Annotated in this window: 17 protein-coding genes; 8 read left to right on the forward strand and 9 right to left on the reverse strand. The window is 72.3% G+C overall.

Translation table 11 applies throughout. From position 1 onward, the window contains the following. Positions 1-27: 27 nt before the first annotated feature. Positions 28-4,068: an ExeM/NucH family extracellular endonuclease gene (locus ID804_RS09710; RefSeq protein WP_169079073.1), complete on the reverse strand. Its 4,041-nt coding sequence runs from the start codon at positions 4,066-4,068 to the stop codon at positions 28-30. 318 nt (positions 4,069-4,386) lie between these two features. Between ID804_RS09710 and ID804_RS09715 the strand changes: the two genes are divergently transcribed. Further along, on the forward strand, positions 4,387-5,328 hold the full coding sequence (locus tag ID804_RS09715) for an EamA family transporter (protein ID WP_169079071.1): 942 nt from the start codon (positions 4,387-4,389) through the stop codon (positions 5,326-5,328). Between the two features lie 564 nt (positions 5,329-5,892). On the opposite strand, the gene ID804_RS09720 is transcribed toward ID804_RS09715, so the two are convergent. Beyond that, on the reverse strand, positions 5,893-7,830 hold the full coding sequence (locus tag ID804_RS09720) for a DEAD/DEAH box helicase (protein WP_169079069.1): 1,938 nt from the start codon (positions 7,828-7,830) through the stop codon (positions 5,893-5,895). 273 nt (positions 7,831-8,103) lie between these two features. On the opposite strand from ID804_RS09720, the gene ID804_RS09725 reads away from it, so the two are divergent. Together ID804_RS09725 and ID804_RS09730 are read left to right on the forward strand one after the other, a co-directional pair. Further along, positions 8,104-9,108, forward strand: coding sequence for an alpha/beta hydrolase (locus tag ID804_RS09725; RefSeq protein ID WP_169079067.1), 1,005 nt, complete (start codon positions 8,104-8,106; stop codon positions 9,106-9,108). Between the two features lie 185 nt (positions 9,109-9,293). Further along, entirely contained in the window at positions 9,294-9,647 is a 354-nt protein-coding gene (locus ID804_RS09730) for a hypothetical protein (RefSeq protein WP_169079065.1), read from the forward strand. Positions 9,648-9,671: 24 nt separating this feature from the next. Here the strand turns inward: ID804_RS09730 and ID804_RS09735 are convergent, their stop codons facing one another. Beyond that, entirely contained in the window at positions 9,672-10,661 is a 990-nt protein-coding gene (locus ID804_RS09735) for an ion transporter (RefSeq protein WP_169079063.1), read from the reverse strand. 71 nt (positions 10,662-10,732) lie between these two features. Further along, entirely contained in the window at positions 10,733-13,867 is a 3,135-nt protein-coding gene (locus ID804_RS09740; RefSeq protein ID WP_169079061.1) for an efflux RND transporter permease subunit, read from the reverse strand. A 201-nt stretch (positions 13,868-14,068) separates the two neighbouring features. Between ID804_RS09740 and yczE the strand changes: the two genes are divergently transcribed. Further along, positions 14,069-14,713: a membrane protein YczE gene (gene yczE, locus ID804_RS09745; protein WP_223159074.1), complete on the forward strand. Its 645-nt coding sequence runs from the start codon at positions 14,069-14,071 to the stop codon at positions 14,711-14,713. Here the strand turns inward: yczE and ID804_RS09750 are convergent. Further along, positions 14,689-15,435: a MerR family transcriptional regulator gene (locus ID804_RS09750; protein WP_169079059.1), complete on the reverse strand. Its 747-nt coding sequence runs from the start codon at positions 15,433-15,435 to the stop codon at positions 14,689-14,691. The genes yczE and ID804_RS09750 overlap by 25 nt on opposite strands. A 144-nt stretch (positions 15,436-15,579) precedes the next feature. Here ID804_RS09750 and ID804_RS09755 point away from each other — a divergent pair, with 144 nt between their 5' ends. The 4 genes from ID804_RS09755 (at position 15,580) to ID804_RS09770 (ending at position 18,293) form a co-directional block, all read left to right on the forward strand. Next, on the forward strand, positions 15,580-16,389 hold the full coding sequence (locus tag ID804_RS09755; RefSeq protein ID WP_169079057.1) for a DUF4097 family beta strand repeat-containing protein: 810 nt from the start codon (positions 15,580-15,582) through the stop codon (positions 16,387-16,389). Further along, complete coding sequence (locus ID804_RS09760; RefSeq protein ID WP_169079055.1) at positions 16,386-17,012, forward strand: PadR family transcriptional regulator; 627 nt, start codon at positions 16,386-16,388, stop codon at positions 17,010-17,012. Before ID804_RS09755 ends, ID804_RS09760 begins: the two co-directional genes overlap by 4 nt. Positions 17,013-17,373: 361 nt before the next feature. Further along, entirely contained in the window at positions 17,374-17,862 is a 489-nt protein-coding gene (locus tag ID804_RS09765) for a fluoride efflux transporter FluC (RefSeq protein ID WP_169079053.1), read from the forward strand. Beyond that, positions 17,859-18,293 (forward strand): fluoride efflux transporter FluC, encoded by a 435-nt coding sequence (locus ID804_RS09770; protein ID WP_211161150.1) that lies wholly within the window; start codon positions 17,859-17,861, stop codon positions 18,291-18,293. Before ID804_RS09765 ends, ID804_RS09770 begins: the two co-directional genes overlap by 4 nt. Positions 18,294-18,311: 18 nt before the next feature. On the opposite strand, the gene ID804_RS09775 is transcribed toward ID804_RS09770, so the two are convergent. From ID804_RS09775 to ID804_RS09790, 4 genes are read right to left on the reverse strand one after another with little or no spacing between them, the layout of a single operon-like run. Then, a complete protein-coding gene (locus ID804_RS09775; protein WP_169079051.1) occupies positions 18,312-19,223 on the reverse strand; it encodes a carbohydrate ABC transporter permease in 912 nt (303 codons plus the stop codon). Then, complete coding sequence (locus ID804_RS09780) at positions 19,220-20,311, reverse strand: carbohydrate ABC transporter permease (protein ID WP_169079049.1); 1,092 nt, start codon at positions 20,309-20,311, stop codon at positions 19,220-19,222. Before ID804_RS09780 ends, ID804_RS09775 begins: the two co-directional genes overlap by 4 nt. Positions 20,312-20,316: 5 nt before the next feature. Beyond that, a complete protein-coding gene (locus ID804_RS09785; RefSeq protein ID WP_317451253.1) occupies positions 20,317-21,555 on the reverse strand; it encodes a sugar ABC transporter substrate-binding protein in 1,239 nt (412 codons plus the stop codon). After that, positions 21,552-22,634, reverse strand: coding sequence for a LacI family DNA-binding transcriptional regulator (locus tag ID804_RS09790; protein ID WP_188219197.1), 1,083 nt, complete (start codon positions 22,632-22,634; stop codon positions 21,552-21,554). Before ID804_RS09790 ends, ID804_RS09785 begins: the two co-directional genes overlap by 4 nt. Positions 22,635-22,735 lie beyond the last annotated feature (101 nt).

Consider the following 22,735-nt stretch of genomic DNA (forward strand, 5'->3'; position numbering starts at 1 on the left):
TCAGGGTCGCGTCAGCTCAGTCGAGCGTCAGCGGAACAGCCAGCCGATCAGACCGGCCAGCCAGCCGACGATGCCGTCGATCAGGTCGCGGATCGGCTTGCCCGGGCGCTCGTTCTTGACGTCGCGCTCGTCGCTGACGAGCACGGCCGGGTCGAAGCCCTCGGCGCTCACCGTCACCTGCACCGACAGCGCGGTGCCGGCGTCGGCGCTCGAGACGCGGTAGGACTCGCCCGTCGCGCCCTCGATCGGCTCGCCGTCACGCAGCCACTGGTAGGTGGCCGTCGCACCGGCAGGCACCTCGACGCCGCGCACCGTGACCTGCTTGCCGACCTTCGCCGCGCCGGTCACCTTCGGCTCGCCCTCGACCACGAGGGCGGGCAGGTCGATCTCGGTGATCTCGAACGGGACCTCGGCGCGCGTGCCGTTGTCAGGCACGGTGATGACGAGCTGCTGCGCGCCCACCACGCCCTCGGGCACCGTGAAGGTGACCGTGGCCCGGCCGGTCTCGTCGGTGCGGCCGACGATCGTGGCGTCGATCGGCGCGGTGCCGACCGTGATGCCGTCGAGCGTCACGACCACCTCGGCCTCGCGGTCGCCCGTGTTCGTGAACAGCAGCGAGCTGAGCGAGAGCGTGACCTCGTCGCCGGCGCTGTAGCCGTCGGCGTCAGGGGCGCTGATCGACGCACCGACCGAGCGCTGGGCGAAGTCGGGGCTGATCGGCGTGAACTCGCGCACGTAGTCGACGAAGGCCTGCAGGTCGATGCGGCCCGAGTCGGCTCGCTGCGTGCCCTGCGCGAGGGTGGCGAAGTTGTCGCCGCCCGCCGCGAGGAACGAGTTCGCCACGACGCGGATCTGCTGGTCGGCCGTGATCGGCTCTCCGTTGAGGAGCATCGTGCCGATGCGCTCGCCGGCCGGCTTCGTCGGGTCGTAGTCGTACGACAGCGTCGACGACACGCCCAGCTTCAGGAACGGACGGCTCGCACCGGCGGGCTGCCACTGCTCTTCGAGCACCGAGCGCAGCTGGTCGCCCGTGAGCGTCATCGTGAACAGGGTGTTCGCGAAGGGCTGCACGTTCGCCGCCTCACGGAAGGTGAGGTTGCCGACCGGGTCGTTCGCGCCGCTCGAGGCGTACACCAGGTTGGCCCGCAGACCACCCGGGTTCATGAGCGCCACCTCGGTGCCGAGGTCGCGAGTCGCCCACAGCTGAGCGTCGGCGACCTCGTTGCCGAGGGTCGACTCTGCGCCGCGGTTCTCGGCCTGCGCGCCGTTCTGGCCCGAGAAGTCGATGCCGCGCAGGAAGTCGGCCGTGATGTCACCGAGTCGCTCGTTGCCGGCGACGTTCGCGAAGGCGACGGCCTCGGCGACGATCGCCGCGATCTCCGGGTCGGGCTGGGCGGCGCCCACGAGCGGCTTGACGCCGGCAGTGATGCTCAGCAGCTCCTTTGAGGCGGGGTCGACCGAGAGCTCGAGGTGACCGTACGCCTCGCCGTACTGGCCGCCCTGGATGAGCGGCATGACCTCGTCGGTGCCGGGAACGGGCACCTCGAGGTCGTACTGCAGGTGGGTGTGGCCCGAGACCACGGCGTCGACCTTGCCGAGCACGCCGTTGATGAGGTCGCCGAACTCGCTGTCGCCGGTGGCGGCCTCGAGCGTCGTCGTCGGGGCACCCTCGTGCGCGACGAGGATCACGACGTCGGCCTCGCCGTTGCCGGCCTCGCCGTCACGCAGCTGGTCGGCCACGCGCACGGCCGCCTCGGTCATGTCGCCGAAGTCGAGCGTCGCGATGCCGTTCGGGCTCACCAGGCTCGGCATGCTCTCGGTGAGCACGCCCACGAAGCCCACGCGGACGCCGTCGACCTCGATGACCTCGTACTCCTGGTACGCGGGGGTCGTGGTGCCCTTCTCGTAGATGTTCGCGCCGAGGTAGGGGAAGTCGGAATTCGGGATGACCCGGTCGTCGACGTCAGCACGGCCCTGGTCGAACTCGTGGTTGCCGAGCGCGCTGAGGTCGAGCTCCATCGCGTTGAGCGCGTCGAGCGTCGGCTCGTCGTTCTGGATGAACGACGTGAACGTCGAGGCGCCGATGCTGTCGCCGGCCGAGATGAACAGCGTGTTCGGGTTGGCGGCGCGCATCGACTCGACGAGCCCGCCGAGCACGGCGGCACCCGCGGCGGGCGGCGCCGCCTCGAGACGACCGTGCAGGTCGTTGATCGTCACGACGTCGATGTCGACCGGCGGCGGCGTCGTGCTGACGCCGACGACGACGGGGTCGTGGTCGCTCGAGCGGTAGACGGTGCCGGCCTCGGTCGCCGCGAAGGCGTACTGGCGGTCGCTCCACTCAGCCGAGTTGATGCCCCAGACGCCGACGCCGGTGACCTGGGCGGTCATCGCCGGGCTCGCGATCACGTGGTCGAGCGAGCCGAGCTCGCCGTCGAAGGTGTAGGTGTACTGCCCGTCGGTGGTGTCGGCGACCAGGTCGCTCCAGCCCGCGTCGGTGAAGACCTGCACCGGGTCCTCCTCGCTGTAGGCGTTGAAGTCACCCAGCAGCAGGACGTTCTCGCCGGCCTCGCCGGGGATCGACTCGACGAGCGCCTTCAGGGCGTTCGCCTGCTCGACGCGCTCGAGGTTGAACTGGCCCTGGCCATCGGCCGGCTCAGCGCCGTCGCCGCCCTTCGACTTGAAGTGGTTGGCGACGACCGTGAACTCGATGCCGCCGGCGGCGAAGGTCTGACCGATCGGCTCGCGCGCGATGTCCCACACCGTCTCGTCGACCTGCGTGAAGCTGTCGCCGACCGGGGTGACCGAGGCGGGCTTGAAGATGATCGCGTTGCTGATGAAATCGACGATCGCGGCGTCGGTGAGCGCAGCGGGCGTGCGGACGTAGTCCCACGTTCCGGGGCCCGCCTGCGCGTTGAGCGCCGCGACGAGCGCCTGGAGGGCCTCGTCGGTCGGCTCGCCGAGCTTGACCGAGTTCTCGATCTCCTGCAGGGCGACGACGTCGGCGTCGAGGCCGTTGATGGCGGCGACGATCTTCGACTCCTGGATCGCCAGCTGCTCGGCCGTGCGGGCGCCGCGGGCGCTGGAGTTCTGCGACGTGAGCGTCGTGAAGTAGTTGAGCACGTTGTACGCGGCGACGCGGATGTCGCCGCCCGTCTCGGGGGCGGCGGCCGGGCGCGGGTTGCGCGTCTCGAAGCTCACGCCGCTCTGCGCCGCCGTCGTCGTCGACGTCGGGCGCTGCGGCTGCAGGCGCCACTGGTCGAACCCGTAGGCCAGCACCATGCCGGCGGCGGGGAAGACCACGCGGTCGCCGTTGCGCACGACGACGCCCTTCGAGAAGTAGGGCTGGTCGCCGGGGTGGGCGCTCGCGGTGACGCGGGCGTTGAAGCCGTCGTCGAGCAGGATGCGCGACGCGCGGTTCTGCGCGGCGATCGCGTCGGCCTCGGGGCCCGCGTCGACGAGCTCGGTGCTCTTGACGGCGAGCTCCTCCGGGCTGAGCCACAGGGTGCCCAACGAGAACAGCTCGTGGCTCGACGAGACGAGGTAGTCGCCCTCGGGTGCGACGAGCATCCCCTCGAAGGCCTCGCGCGCGTCGCCGACGACCGAGGTCGGCAGCGGCGTCGGGGCGGGGAGGCCTGCCTGGGCCTGCACGAGGGTCACGGCCGACGCGGCGGTGGCGCCGATCTGGGTCTGGCCGAAGTACTCGTCGACGACGCCCGTGACCTCGACGAGGTCGCCGAGCGCGACGGCGTGCGCGGTCGAGCCCGTGAAGATGAACAGGCCGTCGCTCGCGCCCGGGGTCGTGTCGGGGCCGGGCGTCTGGATGAAGAAGCCGCCGTAGCCGCCGGTGCCGCGGTGGTCGGCGACGACCACGCCCTGCACGGTGGCGGTCTGGCCGTCGAGCGGCGAGGCGGCGCCGGTGCCCTGCACGTCGGCGATCGGGATGTGCGTGCTGGCCAGGGCGGGCGTCGCGGTGAGACCCGCGAGCCCGAGGCCGACGCAGACGGCGGTTGTGAACGCCGTCGCGCGGGCGCCCGCGCGAGCGCGGCCGCCGGAGGGGAGGGATGACATGGTGCGCTGAACTCCTTGGGGTGGGAGGGCGAAGGTGAATCGGCTCCCCCTTTTCGGGGGCCAACTCGAACCATAAGCACAGAACGGTCGATGCACCTAGTGCTCACTTGAGTAGTCACGAGATGTTCACGTGCTCACCCGCGCAAGGGCGCGCGGCGGCGCGGCCCCCCAGGCGCTCGCTCGCGACCGTACGGCGGCCGCGTGAACGGCCGGCATCGTGCGGGTGACGAGCGATGGCAGGATTGTGGCACACGGAGCGACGCCGACCGCGTGCTCATCCCCGCACCCCCGCCGCCGCGCCGGACGCCAGGAGGCCTCTTGCTCACCGTCGTGCTCGGACTCGCCGGTGCCCTCGTCTACGGCGCCGCCGACTTCGTGGGCGGGCTCGCCGCGCGCCGCATCTCGGCGCTGCGCGTCACTGCCCTCGGCGCCGTGTCGGGCGTCGTGCTGCTGCTCGTCGGCGCCCTTGTCGTCCCCGGCCGCTGGTCGGCGGAGGCGCTGCTGTGGGGCGGCGTCTCGGGCGTGACGGGGGCTGCGGCCATCGCGCTGCTGTACGCGTGCCTCGCGATCGGGCCGATGAGCATCCTCTCGCCCCTCACCGCCGTCACGTCGGCGATCGTGCCGCTGACCTGGGGGCTCGCGACGGGTTCGCAGCTGGGGCCGCTCGCCTACCCCGCCCTCGGTCTGGCGCTCGTCGCCGTCGTGCTCGTCGGCTTCGTGCCGGGCGAGGGCGCGGTGCGCCCGTCGGCGCGCGGCCTCGTCATGGCCACGATCTCGGGCACGCTCATCGGCGCCTTCTACATCCTCATGGAGCAGACGCCGGACGACAGCGGCCTCGTGCCCCTCATCGCCAACCGCACCGTCAACGCGACCGTCATGATCGCGGCGATCGTCGTCGTCGCGGTCGTCGCGGCCCATCGTGGCGTGCGGGCGGATGCGCGGCTCGCCGTGCTCGACGGCGCCCACGGGGCGCCGCACGCGCTCGGCACCCTGCGCTCGAGCGCCGCGGGCCTGCGCGCCGGGTGGCGGGGAGGCATCGCGCTCGCGCTCGTGTGCGGGGTGCTCGACGCGGCGGCGAACGTCATCGCGCTGCTGGGCCTGCGGCTCGGCAACCTCGAGGTCGTGTCGGTGCTGACCGCGCTGTATCCGGCGGGGACGATCCTGCTCGCGGCGGTCGTGCTGCGCGAGCGCGTCGCGCGGCCGCAGTGGGTGGGGCTCACGTTAGCGCTCGCGGCGAGCGCGATGCTCGCGCTCGCCTGAGGGGGGCCGCCTGGCGGGCGGTCGAGGGGTGCGCGGGCCTGCCGCGCGTAAGGCGGCCGGTCGGACGGTGCTGGGCGCCGGTGGGATCGGGGCGCCGGTCGGGGGGCGCAGGGGCGGGAGCCTGCCGCACTTCGCTCGGCCGCGGACGAGGAGCGCGGGACGTCGGCGCTGTCTGGGGCCATGACTCTGGCCCTGACTCTGGCCCTGACTCTGACTCTGGCTCTGGCTCTGGCTCTGGCTCTGGCCCTGGAATTACCGCTTGCACACTCTGCGAATTGCGGAAGATCGCGAGCCCGGTTCGCGATATTCCGAAGTTCGCAGAGTCGGCGGCAGCCGATCAGGCTGGGCTGCGACGCCGAGGGAGCCGCGGGCACGACGAGGGGGCGCGGGGAGGCGGGGACAGCGATAGGGACGGAACGGAGACGTAAACGGGGACGGAAACGGGGACGGGGACTCGAACGGGACGGCGCGGTGGGCGCGTGAAGCGCGGTAGGCGCGGGGACGGGAGCGGCCCGGCCCCCATGAGGGGAGCTGGGCCGCTGCGGGGCGACGCGGGGCGTGCGGCTAGAGGGCTGCGAGCTCGTCGAGCAGGGCATCCCCCGCCTTGACCTGGTCGAGGCGCGCGGTGATCTCGGCGCGCTCCAGCAGCTCCTCGAAGCGGCGGCGACGCGGGCGCGTGATGAGCGTGACGACCGTGCCCTCCTTGCCGGCGCGGCCCGTGCGGCCCGAGCGGTGCAGGTACGTCTTGTACTCGTCGGGGGCGTCGGCCTGCACCACGAGCGAGATGTCGTCGACGTGGATGCCCCGCGCGGCGACGTCGGTCGCGACGAGCACGTTCACCCGACCACTCGTGAGCTTGTCGAGGTTGCGCTGGCGGCGGCGCTGGTCGAGGTCGCCGTGCAGGCTCGTGGCGGGGATGCCGGCATCCTCGAGTTGCTCGGCGAGCTCCTCGGCGAACGCACGGGTGCGGGCGAAGACGAGGGTCTTGCCGGCGCCCGACGCGAGCTGCTCGATGACGGCGCGCTTGTCGCGCTGCTCGACGAGCAGCACGCGGTGGTCGATCGTCGACGAGCGCTGATCCTCGCCGGCGACCTCGTAGACCGACGGCTCGTGCAGGAACTCGTCGACCAGGCTCGCGACACCGGAATCGAGCGTCGCCGAGAACAGCAGCTTCTGCCCGCCGACAGCGGTGCGCCGCAGGATGCGCTGCACCGGCTCGAGGAAGCCCAGCTCGCACATGTGGTCGGCCTCATCGAGCACCGTCACGACGACCTCGCTCAGGTCGAGGCGGCCCTGCTCGATGAGATCCTCGATGCGGCCGGGCGTGCCGATGATGATGTCGACGCCGCGCTGCAGCGCGCCGACCTGGCGGCCCTGGGGCACGCCGCCGTAGATCTGCGTCGTGAACAGCCCCACGCTGCGCGCGATCGGCTGCACCGTCGCGTCGATCTGCAGGGCCAGCTCGCGCGTCGGGGCGAGGATGAGCGCCCGCGGGTTGCGACCTGGCTGACGACGGCGACCGCCGCCGTTCTCCATGAGGCGCTCAACCAGCGGGGCGCCGAACGCGATCGTCTTGCCCGAGCCGGTGCGGCCGCGGCCCAGCACATCGCGACCCGCCAGCACGTCGGGGATCGTCGCCGCCTGGATCGGGAACGGCGACACGGCGCCGAGCTCGGCGAGGGTGCGGCAGATGTTGTCGCCGAGACCCAGGTCGCGGAAGGTCGTGCCGTCGACGTCGGTCGCGAGCACCGCCTCGGCGGTGAGCCGCTCGAGCACGACGTCGTCGTGCCGCGCGGGCTTCGCGGCGCGGTCGGGGTAGAAGGAGGAGTCGCGGCGGTCGGCGCGCGGGGTGCGGGGCGCGTCGTCGAACTGTCGTGCGCCGGGACGCTCGCGGTCGAACGCGCGGGCGGGACGCTCGGCGCCGCGGGCGACGCGGTCGGCATCGCGGGCCGGGCGGGCGGGCCGCTCGGTTCCGCGAGCGGCGCCGCGGGTCGGGCGCACCTCGGGCTCGGCGCCGCGCGGGCGCCACTCCGGGCGGTGAGCGGTGCGGCCGGTGCCCGTGCGGTCGACGTGCACGTCGCGGCTCGGGCGGCCCACGCGGGCTCCGGCGCCACGGCCGGCGGCGGCGCCGCGCGGCGAAGCCCAGCGGTCGTCGCGGGCGGGACGGTCGTAGCGGGCCGGGCGGTCGTCGCGGCTCGCGCGGCCGTCCCGGTCGGGGCGCGCGGCGCGGTCGGGGCGCGCAATCCGGTCCGGGCGCGCAGCGCGGTCGGGGCGCTCGGCGCCGCGCGAGCGGTCAGCCGCGTGGCCCCGCTCGACGCGCTCGTCTCGCGACCAGCGCGCCTTCTTGGGCGCAGCATCCGCCTCGTCGGGGCGGTAGCCGCGGTGCTTGGGGCTGCGCGAACCGGGCGCGGCGGCGCGCTCGGGCGAGCGGCCGGCGACGCGAGGGTTCGAGCGGGTGGAGGCGTGGGCGCGCGAGGGGCGGCCCTGGTTGTGCTGAGGCATGGGACTTTCCGGGGTAGAGCAAGGTGCAGCAGCGGCGCCGCAGCGCCGTTCTCCCGGGCAGTCGTCGACCGGGCCGATACATCTCGATGAGGTGCCTCCGCGCCGAGCGGCGAGAGGATTTCGGCCCGAGAGACCACACAGTGACACGCGAGCGAGCTCGCGCCGTCTCTCAACCGACCCTTCAGAGTACCCGAGCGCGCGCGGAAAGCCCAGACTGCCCGCCGACGGCCCGTGGTCGAGGCCGCCCCGACCAGCGCTTACCCTGGACGGACCGTGACAGCCCGAGCCCTCTCCGCCCCCGTCGTGCGCGCCGCCCTCGCGGTCGCCGCCGTCGGCGCGCTCGCGGCCGGGCTGCTCGCCGGCTGCGCCGCCACCGAGGAGGAGCTTGCGCGCGAGCAGGCCATCGCGGCCTCCGCGCCGGAGAGCGCCGTCTTCCCCCTCTCGACCCCGCCCGAGTCGCTGCTCGAGGAGGACGTGCCGATCGACGGCTTCGGCGCCGGCCAGGGCGTCACCGTCGACGTCTGCCGCCCCGCCCCCGCCGGTGACGATGTCGACCTCGCCCGCCCCGCCGTGCTCGCCGTGCACGGCGGCAGCTGGGCCCGCGGCGACAAGGCGCACCCGACCTGGCGCACCATCTGCCACTGGCTCGCGAGCGAGGGCTTCGTGGGGGTGTCGGTCAACTACCGCCTCGCGCCCGAGCACCCCTACCCGGCGGCGCTCGACGATGTGCTCGCCGCGATCGCGTGGGCGCAGCATCCGGAATCGGCCGCGGAGCACGGGATCGACCCGACCGCCGTCGCCCTGCTCGGCGGCAGCGCCGGTGGCAACCTGGTCTCGCTCGCGGGGCTGCGCAGCGTCGACTCCGATCGCGTCGACGAGGTGGATGCCGTGGTCACCCTCTCCGCGCCGCTCGACCTGACGGTCGGCTCGGCCGTGAATCCCGTCTTCGAGCAGTCGATGCTCGACTACCTCGCCTGCGCCGACCGTGCCGAGTGCGCGGCGGCCACCGAGGCGTCGCCTCAGCACGCGATCGTGCGCGGCGCCCCCGACTTCCTCGTGGTGCACGGCACGCAGGAGGAGCTGATCCCGGTCGGGCAGGCGACGCCGTTCGCGATGGCCCTGCGCGAGGCCGGCGTGGGGGTCGAGCTCGAGCTGCTCGAGTCGCCCGCCCACTCGGTGGGGCTGCTCGACGACGCGCTCGCCGACCGCATCGCCGCCTTCCTGCACGACCGGCTGGTGCCGGCGTCGGTGCTCGCGATCGAGGGGTCGGCGCCGTAGCCGCGCACCGGGCGAGGCGCGTGCAACGCGCCGCGTAGCACCATCTCGCTGACGGCGAAACCCGTTCCCGAGCACTCGTCACCGGGCGTACCGTGGCCCGCGCGTTCGATACAGGGAAGTTCGGGCGTCCGCGTCGGCCCGCCGCCGCGGTGCCCCGGTCGACTGCTGATGCTCACGGGATCCTCATGCTCATCACCACTCTTCACGTCAACCTGACCTCCTACGTGCTCGATCAGAGCGTGCCGCTCGACGATCTCGCGCACTCCATCGAGGAGGCCGCCCGCACGGGCGGCAGCTTCGTCCCCGTGCGCACGAGCGACGGCGTCGAGCGCTCGGTGCTCATCACCCCTGCGGTGGTCGTTGAGCTCGAACCGCTCGAGGTCGCCGACGACGCCTTCGAGGGCGAGACGCCCGAGAGGACGATCGCGTCGCAGTCGGACTCGTTCGGCGACTACCGGCGCGAGCGCGCGTCCTCGGGCGTGACCTTCAGCGGGCTGGAGGCGTACGAGCCCTCGCGCCCCGACCAGTTCTCGTGGTGAGCAGCTGACGCGACGCGGGCGAGACTAGGCCCCGCGCATCCGTGCGATCTCGTCGCGGATGCGCGCGATGTGGTCGGGGGATGCCCGACCGACGCGCTCCACCTCGTCGAGCTGCGCGGCGAGCGCGTCGAGCTCGGCCCGCGCGTCGGCGACGTCGCCTTCGCCGGCGCGCGGCAGCCGGATCGTGCCGGTCGTCGTCGGCAGCCCCTGCTGCGCGCGATCGGCCGTGACCTCCTCGCGCGCCTGATCCATCGCGGTGATCACGATGCCGATGAGCACGTTGAGCACCGTGAAGACGATGAAGAACATGTAGCTGAGGAAGTACAGCAGCGCCCACGGCGTGATCTCGAGCCCGCCGAGGAACGAGTCGGGGAAGTTCTCGAGCGTCAGCATCACGGTGAGGGTGATCATCGCGGTGCCGAGGTCGCCCCAGCGCTCGGGCGACTGCTCGCCGAAGAGGTACACGCCGGCCATCGCGTAGATGAACATCAGGAACCCGATGAGCACGGCGAGGTTCGCCAGCGGCGCGACCGACTTGAACATCGACAGCATGAGGATGCGCGCCTCGGGCAGGAAGCGGAAGATGCGCAGGATGCGCAGCAGCCGCACGAGCCGGAAGATGACCGTGCCGTCGTTGAGGAACGGGATGGCCACAACGATGACGAAGTCGAACACGTTCCACGGGTTGCGGAAGAACATCCACGGCTTCGAGCCGTAGGAGATGATGCGCAGCACCACTTCGACCGTGTAGAAGACGATGGCCGCGCGGTCGACGACGACGGCGGCCGCGATCGCGGTGGGATGCGCGTCGTCGTAGGTGAGGATCGCGAGCGCGGCGGCGTTGAGGATGATGACGCCCATGACGACGAACTCGAACGCGTCGCCGTACATGATCCGCGCGAGCCACTGCACCCGATAGGGGGCGAGCTGCACGGTCGCGTGGGTGAAGAGTCCCGGTGAGACGGTCGCGGCGTCGTCGGGCTGGCCGGTGCGGTCAGGGGCGGAGGCGGCCATGGTGACTCGCTTTCGGGTCGGGCTGCGCTCACGCTAGCAAGGCGCGAGCGAGCCCGACAGACCGCGCCGACCTAGGCGGCGGGCGCGGTCTCCGGCTCCGCCTCCGCGGCCTTGCGCGCACGCTTCTCCTCGCGGCGCTCCTTCGCCCCCTCGACGAGGTAGTACAGCGCCGGCAGCACGACGAGCGTCAGCAGCGTCGACGACACGAGGCCGCCGATGACGATGATCGCGAGCGGCTGCGAGATGAACCCGCCCGAGCCGGTGAGGCCGAGGCCCAGCGGCAGCAGCGCGAAGATCGTCGCCGCGGCCGTCATGAGGATCGGCCGCAGTCGGCGCGACGAGCCCTCGATGATCGCCTCACGGGCGCGCATGCCGCGCTCGCGGTACTGGTTGACGAGGTCGACGAGCACGATCGCGTTCGTCACGACGATGCCGATGAGCATGAGCACGCCGATGAGCGAGGGCACCCCGAGCGGGATGTCAGCGATGAGTTGCAGCGCGATCGCGCCGGTCGCCGCGAACGGGATCGAGATGAGCAGCAGCAGCGGCTGCCGCAGCGACTTAAACGTCGCGACCATCACCACATAGACGATGAGGATCGCCGCGAGCAGGGCGAGACCCAGCTGCCCGAAGGCGTCGGACTGCTGCGAGGTCACACCGCCGAGCGAAGCGCTCGCCGAGTCGGGCAGCTCGAGCCCGTCGATCGCGGCCTGCACCACGCGCGAGGCGGTGCCGACGTCGTCGGTGCCGGGCGTGATCGTGATGGTCGCGCTGCGGGTGCCGCGGATGGTCGTGATCGTCGCCGGGCCCTCGGCCTGCTCGACGCTCGCGAGCTCGCTGAGCGGCAGCGGCCCCGCCGCGGTCGGGATGGGGAAGTCGCGCAGCTGCTGCACAGTGGTCGGGGCATCCGCGTTCGGCAGATAGATCGACAGGTTGCGCTCGTCGATGACGACGGAGCCCACCGAGGCGGGGAACATCGCCTGCGTCACGATGCCGCCGACGGCGACCTCGCTCAGGCCGAGCTCGGCCGCCCGCGCGCGGTCGACCTGGATCGCGAGGTACGGCTGCGTGTCGGAGAGGTTCGAGCGGGCCTCGGCGGTGACGTCGAGCTCGCGCACCTCGTCGAGCACGGTCTGCGCGGCCTTCTCGAGGTCGGCCTGGTTCGCCGCGGTGATGTCGACCTCGATGTCGGAGGAGGCGAAGCCGCCGCCTGCCGCCTGCACGCTGATCTCACCGACCCCGTCGAGGCTCTCGACGGCGTCGCGCACGTCGGCCTGCAGCTGCGTCTGGTCGGCGTCGGGGTCGGTCGTGATCGAGTAGGTGATGTCGCTGCCGCCGCCGAACACGGCCTGGATGCTCGCGCCATCGGATCCGATCGAGGCCTGCACCGTCTCGATGCCGTCGACATCGCGCAGGGCGGCCTCGACGGTGGATGCGGCCTCGTCGAGCGACTCCAGGCTCGCGCCGTTCTCGAGCGACTGCGTCACCGTGAGGGTGTTCTGACCGGAGTCGCCGATGAAGTTCGTCTTGAGGTTCGTGGCGAGCGCGCCCGTGCCGACGAGCACGAGCACGGCGAGCAGCAGGGTGGCGACGGGGCGGCGGAGGGTCCAGCGGATGATCGGCAGGTAGCCGCGCTGCAGGCGGGTCGGGCGGGCCGACTCCTCCTCGATCGACACTGGCCGGGCATCCGTCGCCTTGCCGCCGGCGGCGTGCGCGCCGTGCGCCTTCGGAGCGCGCAGGAACCAGTACGACAGCACCGGCACGATCGTCAGCGAGACGAACAGCGAGGCGGCGAGCGCGATCGCGGTCGTGAGCGCGAAGGGCCGGAACAGCTCGCCCGTGATGTCGCCGACGAGGGCGAGCGGCAGGAAGACGGCGATCGTGGTCACCGTCGAGGCCGTGATCGCCGTCGCGACCTCCTTCACGCCGGTGAGGATGGCCGTCTTCTTGTCCTCGCCGAGGCCCAGGTGCCGCTTGATGTTCTCGACGACCACGATCGAGTCGTCGACGACGCGACCGATCGAGATCGTGAGCGCGCCGAGCGTGAGGATGTTGAGGGTGTAGCCGGAGGCCTGCATGCCGATGAAGGTCAGCAGCACCGAGGTCGGAATCGAGATCGCCGTCACGATCGTCGAGCGGATCGACAGCAGGAAGACCAGGATCACGACGACCGCGAAGACGAGGCCGAGCACGCCCTCGGTCGCGAGCGACTCGATCGACTTCTCGATGAACGGCGCCTGGTCGAACACGACCGTGAACTCGGTGCCCTCGCCGATCGCGTCGGCGATCGCGGGCAGCGCGGCCTGCACGGCGCGCGAGACGTCGACGGTGTTGCCGGCGGGCGTTTTCGTGACGCCGAGGGTCAGGGCGTCCTCACCGTTGACGCGGCTGTAGCTCGTCACGGGGTCGGAGACGATCGCGACGTCGGCGACGTCATCAATCGTCGTGATCGAGCCGTCGGCGCTGGCCTCGGTGCCCAGCAGCGGCAGCGCCGCGAGCTCGTCGACGCTCTCGATGCGCACGCCCGAGAGCACCGCGAGGGTCTGACCGTCCTCGGTGATGGTGCCGGCGGGCAGCAGCACGCCGTTCGCGTCGAGCGCGTCGGTGATCGCCGCGGTGCTGAGGCCGCGTGCGGCGAGGGCCGCGGCATCCGGCGTGATCGTCACGCGGTCGCCGACGGCGCCCTGCACGCTCACCTCGCGCACGCCCTCGAGGTCGGTGAGGTCGGGCACGGCCTGCTCGTCGAGCGCCTCGGCGAGCGCGCCCGGCTCGAGATCGCTCGTGACGGCGATCTGGATGACCGGGAAGTCGTCAATCGAGCCAGTCAGCACCTGGGGCTCGACGTCGGCCGGCAGGTCGAGCCGGTTCACGGCGAGCTGCACGCGCTGCTCGGCGCGCGAGATGTCGGTGCCGAACGCGAACTGCGCTGAGACGACCGAGAAGCCGGTGCTCGAGGTCGCGCTCGAGGCCTCGAGGCCCGCGACGCCCTGGATGGCGGTCTCGATGGGCGTCGAGACGTCCTGCTCGACGATCTCGGGCGCGGCGCCCTGGTACTGCGTGAGCACGATCACCTGCGGGAAGCTGACGCTCGGAATGAGCTCCTGCTTCAGGCTCGTGAGCGCGATGCCGCCGAACAGCCCGACGACGATCGTGACGAGGGCGATGAGGGCTCGGTTGCGAAGGCTGAACACCGACAGCAGATGCACGACGTTTCTCCGGTCAGAGAGGGCTCGCCGGAGGCCGGCGCAGGGCGGGAACGCTGGTCAGCATCCCAGTGAACGCTGAGCGAATGCAAAGCGAGGGGTGCGCGCCGGCCCCGAATGTGACCGATCGGTCAGGATGCCCGCGGCCGGTCGTGCGCCCTCCTCGAGTTTGCGCCGCCGCCCCGATCGGAGTTGGCTGAGCCCATGTCGCCGGCCCGCATCATGACCCGCCGCTGGGGCCAGCTGCTGCTCGGCCTCTTCCTCTACGGCGTCTCGGTCGCGCTCATGATCCGCGCCGAGATCGGGCTCGACCCGTGGACGGTCTTCGCGCAGGGCCTCGAGGTGCAGACGGGCTGGTCGATCGGGCTCATCGTCGTGCTCATCGGGCTCGGGGTGCTGCTGCTGTGGATCCCGCTCAAGCAGCGGCCCGGCATCGGCACCGTGCTGAACGTGCTGCTCATCGGCCCGGCCATGGATCTCGCGCTGCTCATGCTGCGCACGCCCGACGAGCTGTGGGCGCGCATCCTCATGTTCGCCGCGGGGCTCGCCCTGCTGTCGATCGCGACCGGCCTCTACATCGGCGCCCGCTTCGGGCCGGGGCCGCGCGACGGGCTCATGACCGGCGCCCACGCCCGCTTCGGCTGGAAGATCTGGAAGGTGCGCACGGGCGTCGAGGTCACCGTGCTCGCGATCGGGTGGCTGCTCGGCGGCACCGTCGGCCTCGGCACCGTGGCGTTCGCGCTGCTCATCGGGCCCCTGGTCGGGCAGACGCTGCCGCGACTGCGCGTGCCGGAGCCGACGCGTCCGTCGACCCCGGGCACCGCTCAGCCCAGCTCGCTCGCCGCGTAGGCGCGCATCGCGTCGCGCACGAAGGCCGCGCCCTCCGCGCCGCCGTAGTGCTGCGCGAAGCGCGGGTCGGCGACGTACATCTCGCCGAGCCCGACGAACGCCTCGGCGCTGGGCGCCGTCCCGCCCCAGCCGGCCCGCACCCAGGCGTAGTGCCGCGCCATGAGCGCCTGCACCTCCGGGGCATCGGGGCTCGCGCCCGCGGCGTGGGCGGCCGCAAGCGCCGTGGTGATCGCCCCGGCCTCCTCGCGGAACGCCGCCTGCCCCTCGCTGCCGAGCCCGCGCCACCAGCGGTCGCTGCGGGCGTAGGCGTCAGCGCCCCAGCGCTGCTCGACCTCCTCGCGGTACTGCGTGTGGTCGAAGCCGTCGAAGACCTCTTCTGCCATGAGCTCCTGCCCTCCTTCCAATCGTTCGATGGTCGTGGTCACGGTCGCGATGAGACGCTCAACCCGGTCGCGCTCCTGCTCCAGCAGGGCGCGGTGGGTCGTGAGCGCCGCGACGTCGTCGGTCTGCCCGTCGAGCAGCTCGGCGATCGCCGGCAGGCCCAGCCCGAGCTGGCGCAGCAGCAGGATGCGCTGCAGGCGCACGAGCGCCGCCTCGTCGTAGTACCGGTACCCGTTGGCGCCGACGCGCGTCGGGGGCAGCAGACCCTGCTCGTCGTAGTGCCGCAGGGTGCGGCTCGTCGTGCCCGACAGGCGGGCGATCTGCTGGATGGACCACTCCATGCCCTCGACGGTAGAGGTTGACGCAGCGTCAAGGTCAACTCCGGGGCTTGTGCGCGATCGAGACGCGATATATCGTGATCGCCACGGACGCGATATATCGCGATAGGAGCATCCGCGGAGGGTCGCGGGGGAGAGGAGCGCACCATGGCGCAGGAGACCTGGATCGTGAGCGAGCCGACCGTCATCGACCTGGAGGGCGTGCGCCGCCTCAAGGTGAGCCTCATCGCCGGGCAGGTCGACATCGTCGCGCACGACGAGCCGACCGCGCGCGTGGAGGTCAACCACGTGAGCGGTCGCGACCTGAAGGTCGCGCTCGAGGGCGGCACGCTCGTCGTCGACCACCCGCAGCTGCGGTGGGAGAACTGGCTCGACACGTTCCGCGCGTTCAAGGGTCGGGCGCGCGCCGAGGTGTCGATCCTCGTGCCGCGCACGACCGCCCTGACCTTCGGGGTCGTCAGCGCGGGAGCCCTCATCAGCGGGCTGCACGATGACGCGAGCATCAGCACCGTCAGCGGCGACGTCGTCGTCGACGGGCTCGTCGGCGACCTGTCGCTGCAGAACGTCAGCGGTGAGATCTCGGTGCGCGCGCACCACGGCGACGTGACGGCGCACACCGTGAGCGGTGACGTGACGGTCGCGGGTGAGGTGTTCCGGTTCGCGTGCGACGGGGTCTCGGGCGACGTCTTCCTCGACCTCTACGGGGCGCCCGACCGCATCCGCAGCAAGAGCGTCAGCGGCGACCTCACCGTGCGGCTCGATGCGGGCGTGCCTGCGCAGTACACGGTCAACACGGTCGCCGGCTCGCTGCAGCTCGACGACACGCGCGTCACCGGCATCAAGGGGCAGTACTCCAGCCGCTACGGCGAGCTCGCGGGCGCCTTCACGGAGGTCGTCGCGAGCAGCGTGTCGGGTGACGTCTCGGTCGTGCACACCGAGCGGGAGTCGGTGGCGTGACGCCTGCGGTCTTCGGGCACGGGCACCTGCGGCTGTACCTGCTGCACGTGCTCGCCGAGCGGCCCATGCACGGGTACGAGATCATCCAGGCGCTGTCGGATCGCTTCGGCGGCACCTACGTGCCCTCCGCCGGCACGGTGTACCCGCGACTCGGCAAGCTCGAGGCCGAGGGGCTCGTATCACGGCTCGCCGACGGGCGGCGCACCGTCTACTCGCTCACCCCGGAGGGGCGCGCCGAGCTCGCCGCCCGGTCGGAGGAGCTCGCCGCGATCGAAGCGGGGGTCGGCGATTCGGTGCGGCGACTCGCGGATGAGGTGCGGGCATCCGTGGGCGAGGCGATGTCGTCGCTGCGGGCGGAGCTCGCCGCGGCGGCGCGCGAAGCGCGCGACGAGGCTCGCGCCGCCGGTCGCCGCGAGCCGGCGGCGCCGACCGTGACGCGGGTCGAGGCGCGCGAGCGGCTGCACCGCGCCGAGTCGGCCCTGACGGGCTTTCGACTGGATGCTCGCGCCGAGCTGCGCGCCGCCGCACAAGCCGACCGGCTCGACGAGGAGGTCGTGACGCTCGTCGAGCGCCGCCTCGCCGACCTGCGCGAGGAGCTGCGGGCCCTGCTGCGGGCTCGTTGAGCGAGCGGACCGGCCGACGGGACGAGCCGCAGCGCGGCGCAGCCGCCGCGGACGGGGCGTCGAGGGCTGCCGGGCTCGACGGGGTCACGCGTGGGCCAGCGGGACCGCGCGCGACCTGATGTGGCCGGGCCCGTGATGCCCTCGCGCACTCTGCGAATGGCGGAACGTCGCGAGCGGCATTCGCGACGTTCCGAAACTCGCAGAGCCGCAGGCCGGAGGAGCCATGAGGAGCTGAGCACATGGTGCGCGGGCGTGCACGCGTCGGGCGCACGTGCAGAACGCGACGCGCGAGGCGGCCGGGCCGGGGGCTGGGGGCCGCGGGCCGAGGGCCGGGGGCTGGGGGCCGCGCTAGGTTGAGCGCGTGAGCGAGCGTCCGGGCGCAGGGTCGGCTCCCGGGCGTCCGACGCGCGCCGGGCATCCGCTCGCGGCCGCGACGCTCGCGGCCGTCGCCGGCGGAGGCGCCCTCGGGACGCTGCTGCGGGCGGGGGCGGATGCGGCCCTGCCGCACGCTTCGACCGGGTTCGCCGCGCCCACCCTGCTCGTCAACGTGCTCGGCGCCGCGCTGCTCGGGGTGCTCGTCGGCTGGGCGTCGCCGCGCGTGCCCGGATGGGCCCGCGCGGGGCTCGGCACCGGCATGCTCGGCGCGTTCACGACCTACTCCGCCTTCGCCGTCTCCGTCGTGCAGCTCGCGGAGGGGCGCTCGACGGCGGCCGCCGCCGCGACCGTCGGGCTCACGCTCGCGCTCGGCATCGGCGCCGCCGCGGCCGGGCTGGCGATCGGCGGCCGGCTCGGCGCGACGGCCCCGGAGACGGGCGGCGCGCCGACACCGCCGACGGGCGGCGCGCCGTGACCGCCCTGACCCTCCTCGCCCTCGCGGGCGCCGGCGCGCTCGGCAGCCTGCTGCGCCACCTCGCCGGCGTCGCCCTGCCCGCGCGCGGCGCGCTGCCGTGGGGCGTGCTGCTGGTCAACGTCGCCGGCTCGTTCCTCGCCGGGCTCGCCGTCGCCGGCGTCGACGACGCCGCCCTGCGGCTTGCGATCGTCACCGGGTTCTGCGGCGGGCTCACCACGTTCTCCACCCACGCGGTCGACACCGTGCGGCTCGCGCGCGGCGAGCTCGGCGGGGCGCGGCGCGGCCCCGGCCGGGACAGCGAGGCGGATGCCCGGCGCGCGCCGAGCATCCGCCTCATGATCGCCGTCGCGAACGTCGTCGTGACGCTCGCGCTCACGCTGCTCGCGGTCGAAGCGGGCGCCGCCCTCGCCGGCGGCTCTCTGCTCGGCTGAGACGGCGCCCGCGGCCCGTCACCCCTTCTCGGCGCCCGCCGTGGTGTTCATGATGCGGCGCTGGAAGATGAAGAACAGCACCGCCACCGGGATGGTCATGAGCACGGCCGCCGCCAGCTGCAGCGGGAACTGGTTGCCCGACCCCAGCTGCCCCGACACGAGCGAGGCGACACCGGTGGTAAGGGTGTTCAGCTCGGGGCTCTGCCGCGACACGATGAAGTGGCCCAGCTCGTTCCACGACCCCTGGAAGCTCAGGATGAACAGCGTCACGAGCGCCGGCCGCGCCATCGGCAGCACGATCGTCCAGAAAACGCGGAAGGTGCCGGCGCCGTCGATGCGCGCCGCCTCCTCGATGCTGCCCGGGATCGAGTCGAAGAACTGCTTCATGATGAACACGCCCGCCGCCGTCGACAGCAGCGGGATGATCATGCCCGCGTAGCTGTCGTACAGCCCCAGCTGCTGCAGGATCAGGAAGCGCGGGATCAGCAGCACCACGCCCGGCACCGACAGCACCGCGATGAACGCGACGAACACGACCGTGCGACCCCGGAACTGCAGCCGCGACAGCGCGTACCCGGCGAGCGAGTCGAAGAACACGCGGCCGATCGTCACGATCACGGTCACGAAGACGGTATTGCCGGCCCAGCGCGCGAACGGCACATCGCCGAACAGTCGCTCGTAGGCGGCGAACGTGATCGTCTCCGGAATGAGCCCCAGCGGGCTCTGCGTCGCCTCCGCATCCGTCTTGAACGAGGCCGAGATCGACACGATGAACGGGTAGATGTAGATGAGCGCGAGCCCGATGAGGATCAGGTACCCGACGATGAGGCCCGAGCGGGCGCGGGCCCCGATGCGCGGGCGGCGCTTCGCGGGCCGCCCCTGGGGATCGGTGCGGATGCCCGGCTCGCTCGTCTCGGCGATGGCCGTCATCGGGTCACCCCCACTTCCTGCGCGGTGGCGGCCGCGCGACGCTTCGACTTCGGCGACCGCTCCTTGAGCACCCATCGCTGCACGAGCGTCAGGACGATGATGAACACGAAGAGGATGAACGCGATCGCCGCGCCCTGACCCCACTGCAGGTCGACGAACGACGTGCGGTAGGCGAGGAAGGCCGGCGTTGAGATCGTGCCGCCCGCGCTTGTGCCGCCGAGCACGTAGATCTGGTCGAAGACCTGCCACGAGCCGATGAGGCCGAGCGTGAGCACCGTGAAGAGCGTCGGGCGCAGCATCGGCACGGTGATGGAGAAGAACTTCCGCACCGGGCCGGCGCCGTCGACGAGGGCCGCCTCGTCGATCTCGGATCCGATCGCCTGCAGTGCCGCAAGGAACAGCAGCATGAACGTGCCGGAGGTCGTGAAGATCGCCAGGATGATGAGCGAAGTCATCGCGACGGAGGGGCCGGCGAGCCACTCCCAGCCCGAGATGCCGAGGAACCCGGGCTCCGCGAGCGCCGGCGGCGGGCCGGTGATGCCGAACGCCGAGAGCGCGCCGTGGATCAGGCCGGTCGAGTCGTTGAACCAGTCGGGTCCGTCGATGCCGAGCGCGCCGATGACGGCGTTGACCGCGCCGGAGGCGGTGAACAGGAACTGGAAGACGATGACGATCGCGACGGTGCTCGTCACCGACGGGAAGTAGAACGCCGTGCGGAAGAACCCGCGACCGCGCAGGGCCGCACGGTTGACCTGCACGGCGAGCAGCAGGGCGATGATCGTCTGCAGCGGCACGACGAGCAGCACGTAGTAGAGGTTGTTGCGCACGGCGGTGCCGAAGTTGCGCTGATCGAGCCCCTCCTCGGTCGTGATCGCGGCGTAGTTCTCGAGCCCGACGAAATTCACGCGGGGGTTCAGCGGCGACTGGAAGCCGTTCCAGTCGCTCACGCTCACCCACAGCGCGAGCAGGATGGGGATCGCGAGGAAGACGGCGGTGATGATGACCGCGGGGGCGACGAAGAGCCACCCCGCGCGGCCCTCGCCGCGGCGGAGACCGCCGCGGCGAGGGCGCTGAGCGGCGAGGGCCACGGAGGTTATCCGTTCGCCTCGTCGTAGGCGGCCTGCAGGTTCGACTGCAGCGAGCCCAGGAGCGTCGACGGCTCGGCCGAGCCGATCTGCTCCAGCTGGGTGTTGAAGTCGGCGATCGCGGCCGCCGCGCCCTGGAAGGCGACGGGGCTGTCGGCGTACTCGACGCCGGCGACGAAGGCCTCGTTCTCGGGGAACTGCTCGGCGTACGCCGCGCTGCCCGACTCGGTCGACGGGATCACGCCGAACGCCTCCGAGAAGGCGAGCTGCTGCTCGTCGCTCGTGAGGAACTCGATGAGGTCGATCGTCGCGTCACGCGTCTCGCTGCCGACCGGCATGCCCCAGCAGTTGCTGAACGCGAAGGTCGACGGGCCCTCCGGGCCCTCCGGCAGCTCGACGGAGATGAACTGGCGCTCGGGGAAGTCGTTGGCCATGGCGCCGTTGATCCACGGGCCCTCGATGACCATCGCGGCCTTGCCAAGGCCGAAGGCCTCACCGCCCCAGCCCGCCTCGAGCTCCTGCGGGAACTTCAGCGAGCCCGCGGCGATGAGCTCCTGCAGGTACGCCAGGCCCTCCGCGTTGGCCTCGCTGTCGGCGACGACCTCGCCGTCCTCCACAAGCGAGCCGCCGGCCTGGTTCATGAAGACGCCGACGCGGGCGTACTCACGGCCCATCGAGAGGCCGACCTGCTCACCCGTGGTGAGGGTCTGCGCGACGGTCGCGAGCTCGTCCCACGTGGTCGGGATGTCGGCGTCGGTGAGGCCCGCGGCCTCCCAGGCCTCCGTGTTGATCTGCAGGCCGAGGGTCGAGAAGTCCTTCGGCGCGCAGTAGAACTGCCCGTCGTAGCTGAACTGCTCGACGAGGGCGGGCAGGAAGTCGCCGGCGTTCTCCAAGTCCTCCGCGTAGGGCTCGATGAAGCCCTGCGCCGCGTAGGTCTGGAACTGGTCCCACGGCATGTAGAAGATGTCGGGCGGGTTGTTGCCCGAGAAGCCCTGACCGAGCTGCTGCACGAGGTCGTTCGCGGCGATCACCTCGACGGTGTTGCCGGTCTCCTCAGCCCACGCGTCGGCGGCGGCCTGCACGGCCTGCGTCTCGGCGTCGCCCGACGAGCCGATGAGCATGGTGAGCTCCTGGCCCGAGGTCTCGCCGCCGTCGCCGCCGGAGCCTCCCGATCCGCCCGCGCACGCGGCTAGAGTGACGACGAGTCCGGTCGCGAGAGCGACCGAGCTCCATTGTGATGTCCTCACGATGATTCCTTTCGATTGTGATCGCCGGAGCCCAGGGCGCCGGGGTTGCCGTCGAGCGGCAGGTGGGTAGACCTGCGCTCGACGAGTCGAGGCACGAGGAGCCGATGCGTCGGCTCCTCGTTGCTGTTCGGATTCGGCCGCACGGCGCCGCCGCGCTCGCCGAAGAGCAGCTCGAGCGTCGCGGCGACGACCTCGTCGAGCGGCTGATCCACGCTCGAGAGGCCTACCGCCGCGGCGACGGGCGTGTTATCGAAGCCGACGATCGGCAGCTCGCCGTGCCCGGCGGCCTGCGCCGCCATGAGCGCGCCGAGCGCGAGCGAGTCGCTCGCGCAGACGATCGCGTCGGGCGCCTCGGGCAGCGCGAGCAGCGCGGTGGCGACCGCGCGCCCCTCGGGCACGCCGTCCTCGGTGGCGCGCGACAGGGCATCCGCCGCCGCCGGGGGCAGGCCGCAGGCCTCGCGCCAGCCGGCCGCGCGCTCGTCGCCGGTGCCCGAGGGCGAGGGCCAGCCGATCCAGGCGACGCGCTGGGCGCCGCGCTCGCGCAGGCGCGTGACGGCGTCGCGCACGCCGGCGCGACCGTCGACGTCGACCCAGCGGTGCCGCGGGTCGGGCGAGGGCGCCCCCCAGGGCCGGCCGAACGAGACGAACGGCACGCCCTGGTCGATGAGCCACTGGCTGCGCTCGTCGCCGTGGTCGGTGCCGATCAGCACGAAGGCGTCGACGTCGCTGCCGTCGCGCAGGCGGCGGATGTGCGCGAGCTCGTCGTCGTGGCCGCTCGCGCTGAAGATCATGACGCGCAAGTCGCGGGCATCGGCCTGCTCGGCGAGCTTGTGCACGAAGCGGTCGAGCACAGCGCCGGAGATGCCGTCGCGCAGCGGGTCGAGCCGCAGGCCGATCGTCGCCGAGCGCTGCGTGCGCAGGCGGCGGGCGGAGGCGTTGGGGCGATAGCCGAGGTCGTCGATGGCGCGCTGCACGCGCAGCCGGGTGTCCTCCCGCACGATCGCGGGCGAGTTGAGCACGTTCGAGACGGTCTGGCGCGAGACGTTCGCGGCGCGGGCGACGTCGTCGACGGTCGGCATCCGTTCCACGTTCGCCCCCTTTGGCTCGCTCGTCCCGGGGTGCGATGGCGCCGCCATCGCGATGCCCGGGGGTGCATCGTCGCTGTGCTCTGACCGTTTTG

It is taken from the genome of Microcella alkalica (genome assembly GCF_014595885.1).
GTDB lineage: Bacteria > Actinomycetota > Actinomycetes > Actinomycetales > Microbacteriaceae > Microcella > Microcella alkaliphila_B.

What these genes read in the sequence shown, in the direction of transcription:
- ID804_RS09775 (WP_169079051.1), bottom strand. Translation starts at nt 19,223, where the DNA reads ATGACGGCCATCGCCGAGACGAGCGAGCCGGGCATCCGCACCGATCCC.
- yczE (WP_223159074.1), top strand. Translation starts at nt 14,069, where the DNA reads ATGTCGCCGGCCCGCATCATGACCCGCCGCTGGGGCCAGCTGCTGCTC.
- ID804_RS09735 (WP_169079063.1), bottom strand. Translation starts at nt 10,661, where the DNA reads ATGGCCGCCTCCGCCCCTGACCGCACCGGCCAGCCCGACGACGCCGCG.
- ID804_RS09710 (WP_169079073.1), bottom strand. Translation starts at nt 4,068, where the DNA reads ATGTCATCCCTCCCCTCCGGCGGCCGCGCTCGCGCGGGCGCCCGCGCG.
- ID804_RS09750 (WP_169079059.1), bottom strand. Translation starts at nt 15,435, where the DNA reads ATGGAGTGGTCCATCCAGCAGATCGCCCGCCTGTCGGGCACGACGAGC.
- ID804_RS09790 (WP_188219197.1), bottom strand. Translation starts at nt 22,634, where the DNA reads ATGCCGACCGTCGACGACGTCGCCCGCGCCGCGAACGTCTCGCGCCAG.
- ID804_RS09755 (WP_169079057.1), top strand. Translation starts at nt 15,580, where the DNA reads ATGGCGCAGGAGACCTGGATCGTGAGCGAGCCGACCGTCATCGACCTG.
- ID804_RS09720 (WP_169079069.1), bottom strand. Translation starts at nt 7,830, where the DNA reads ATGCCTCAGCACAACCAGGGCCGCCCCTCGCGCGCCCACGCCTCCACC.
- ID804_RS09730 (WP_169079065.1), top strand. Translation starts at nt 9,294, where the DNA reads ATGCTCATCACCACTCTTCACGTCAACCTGACCTCCTACGTGCTCGAT.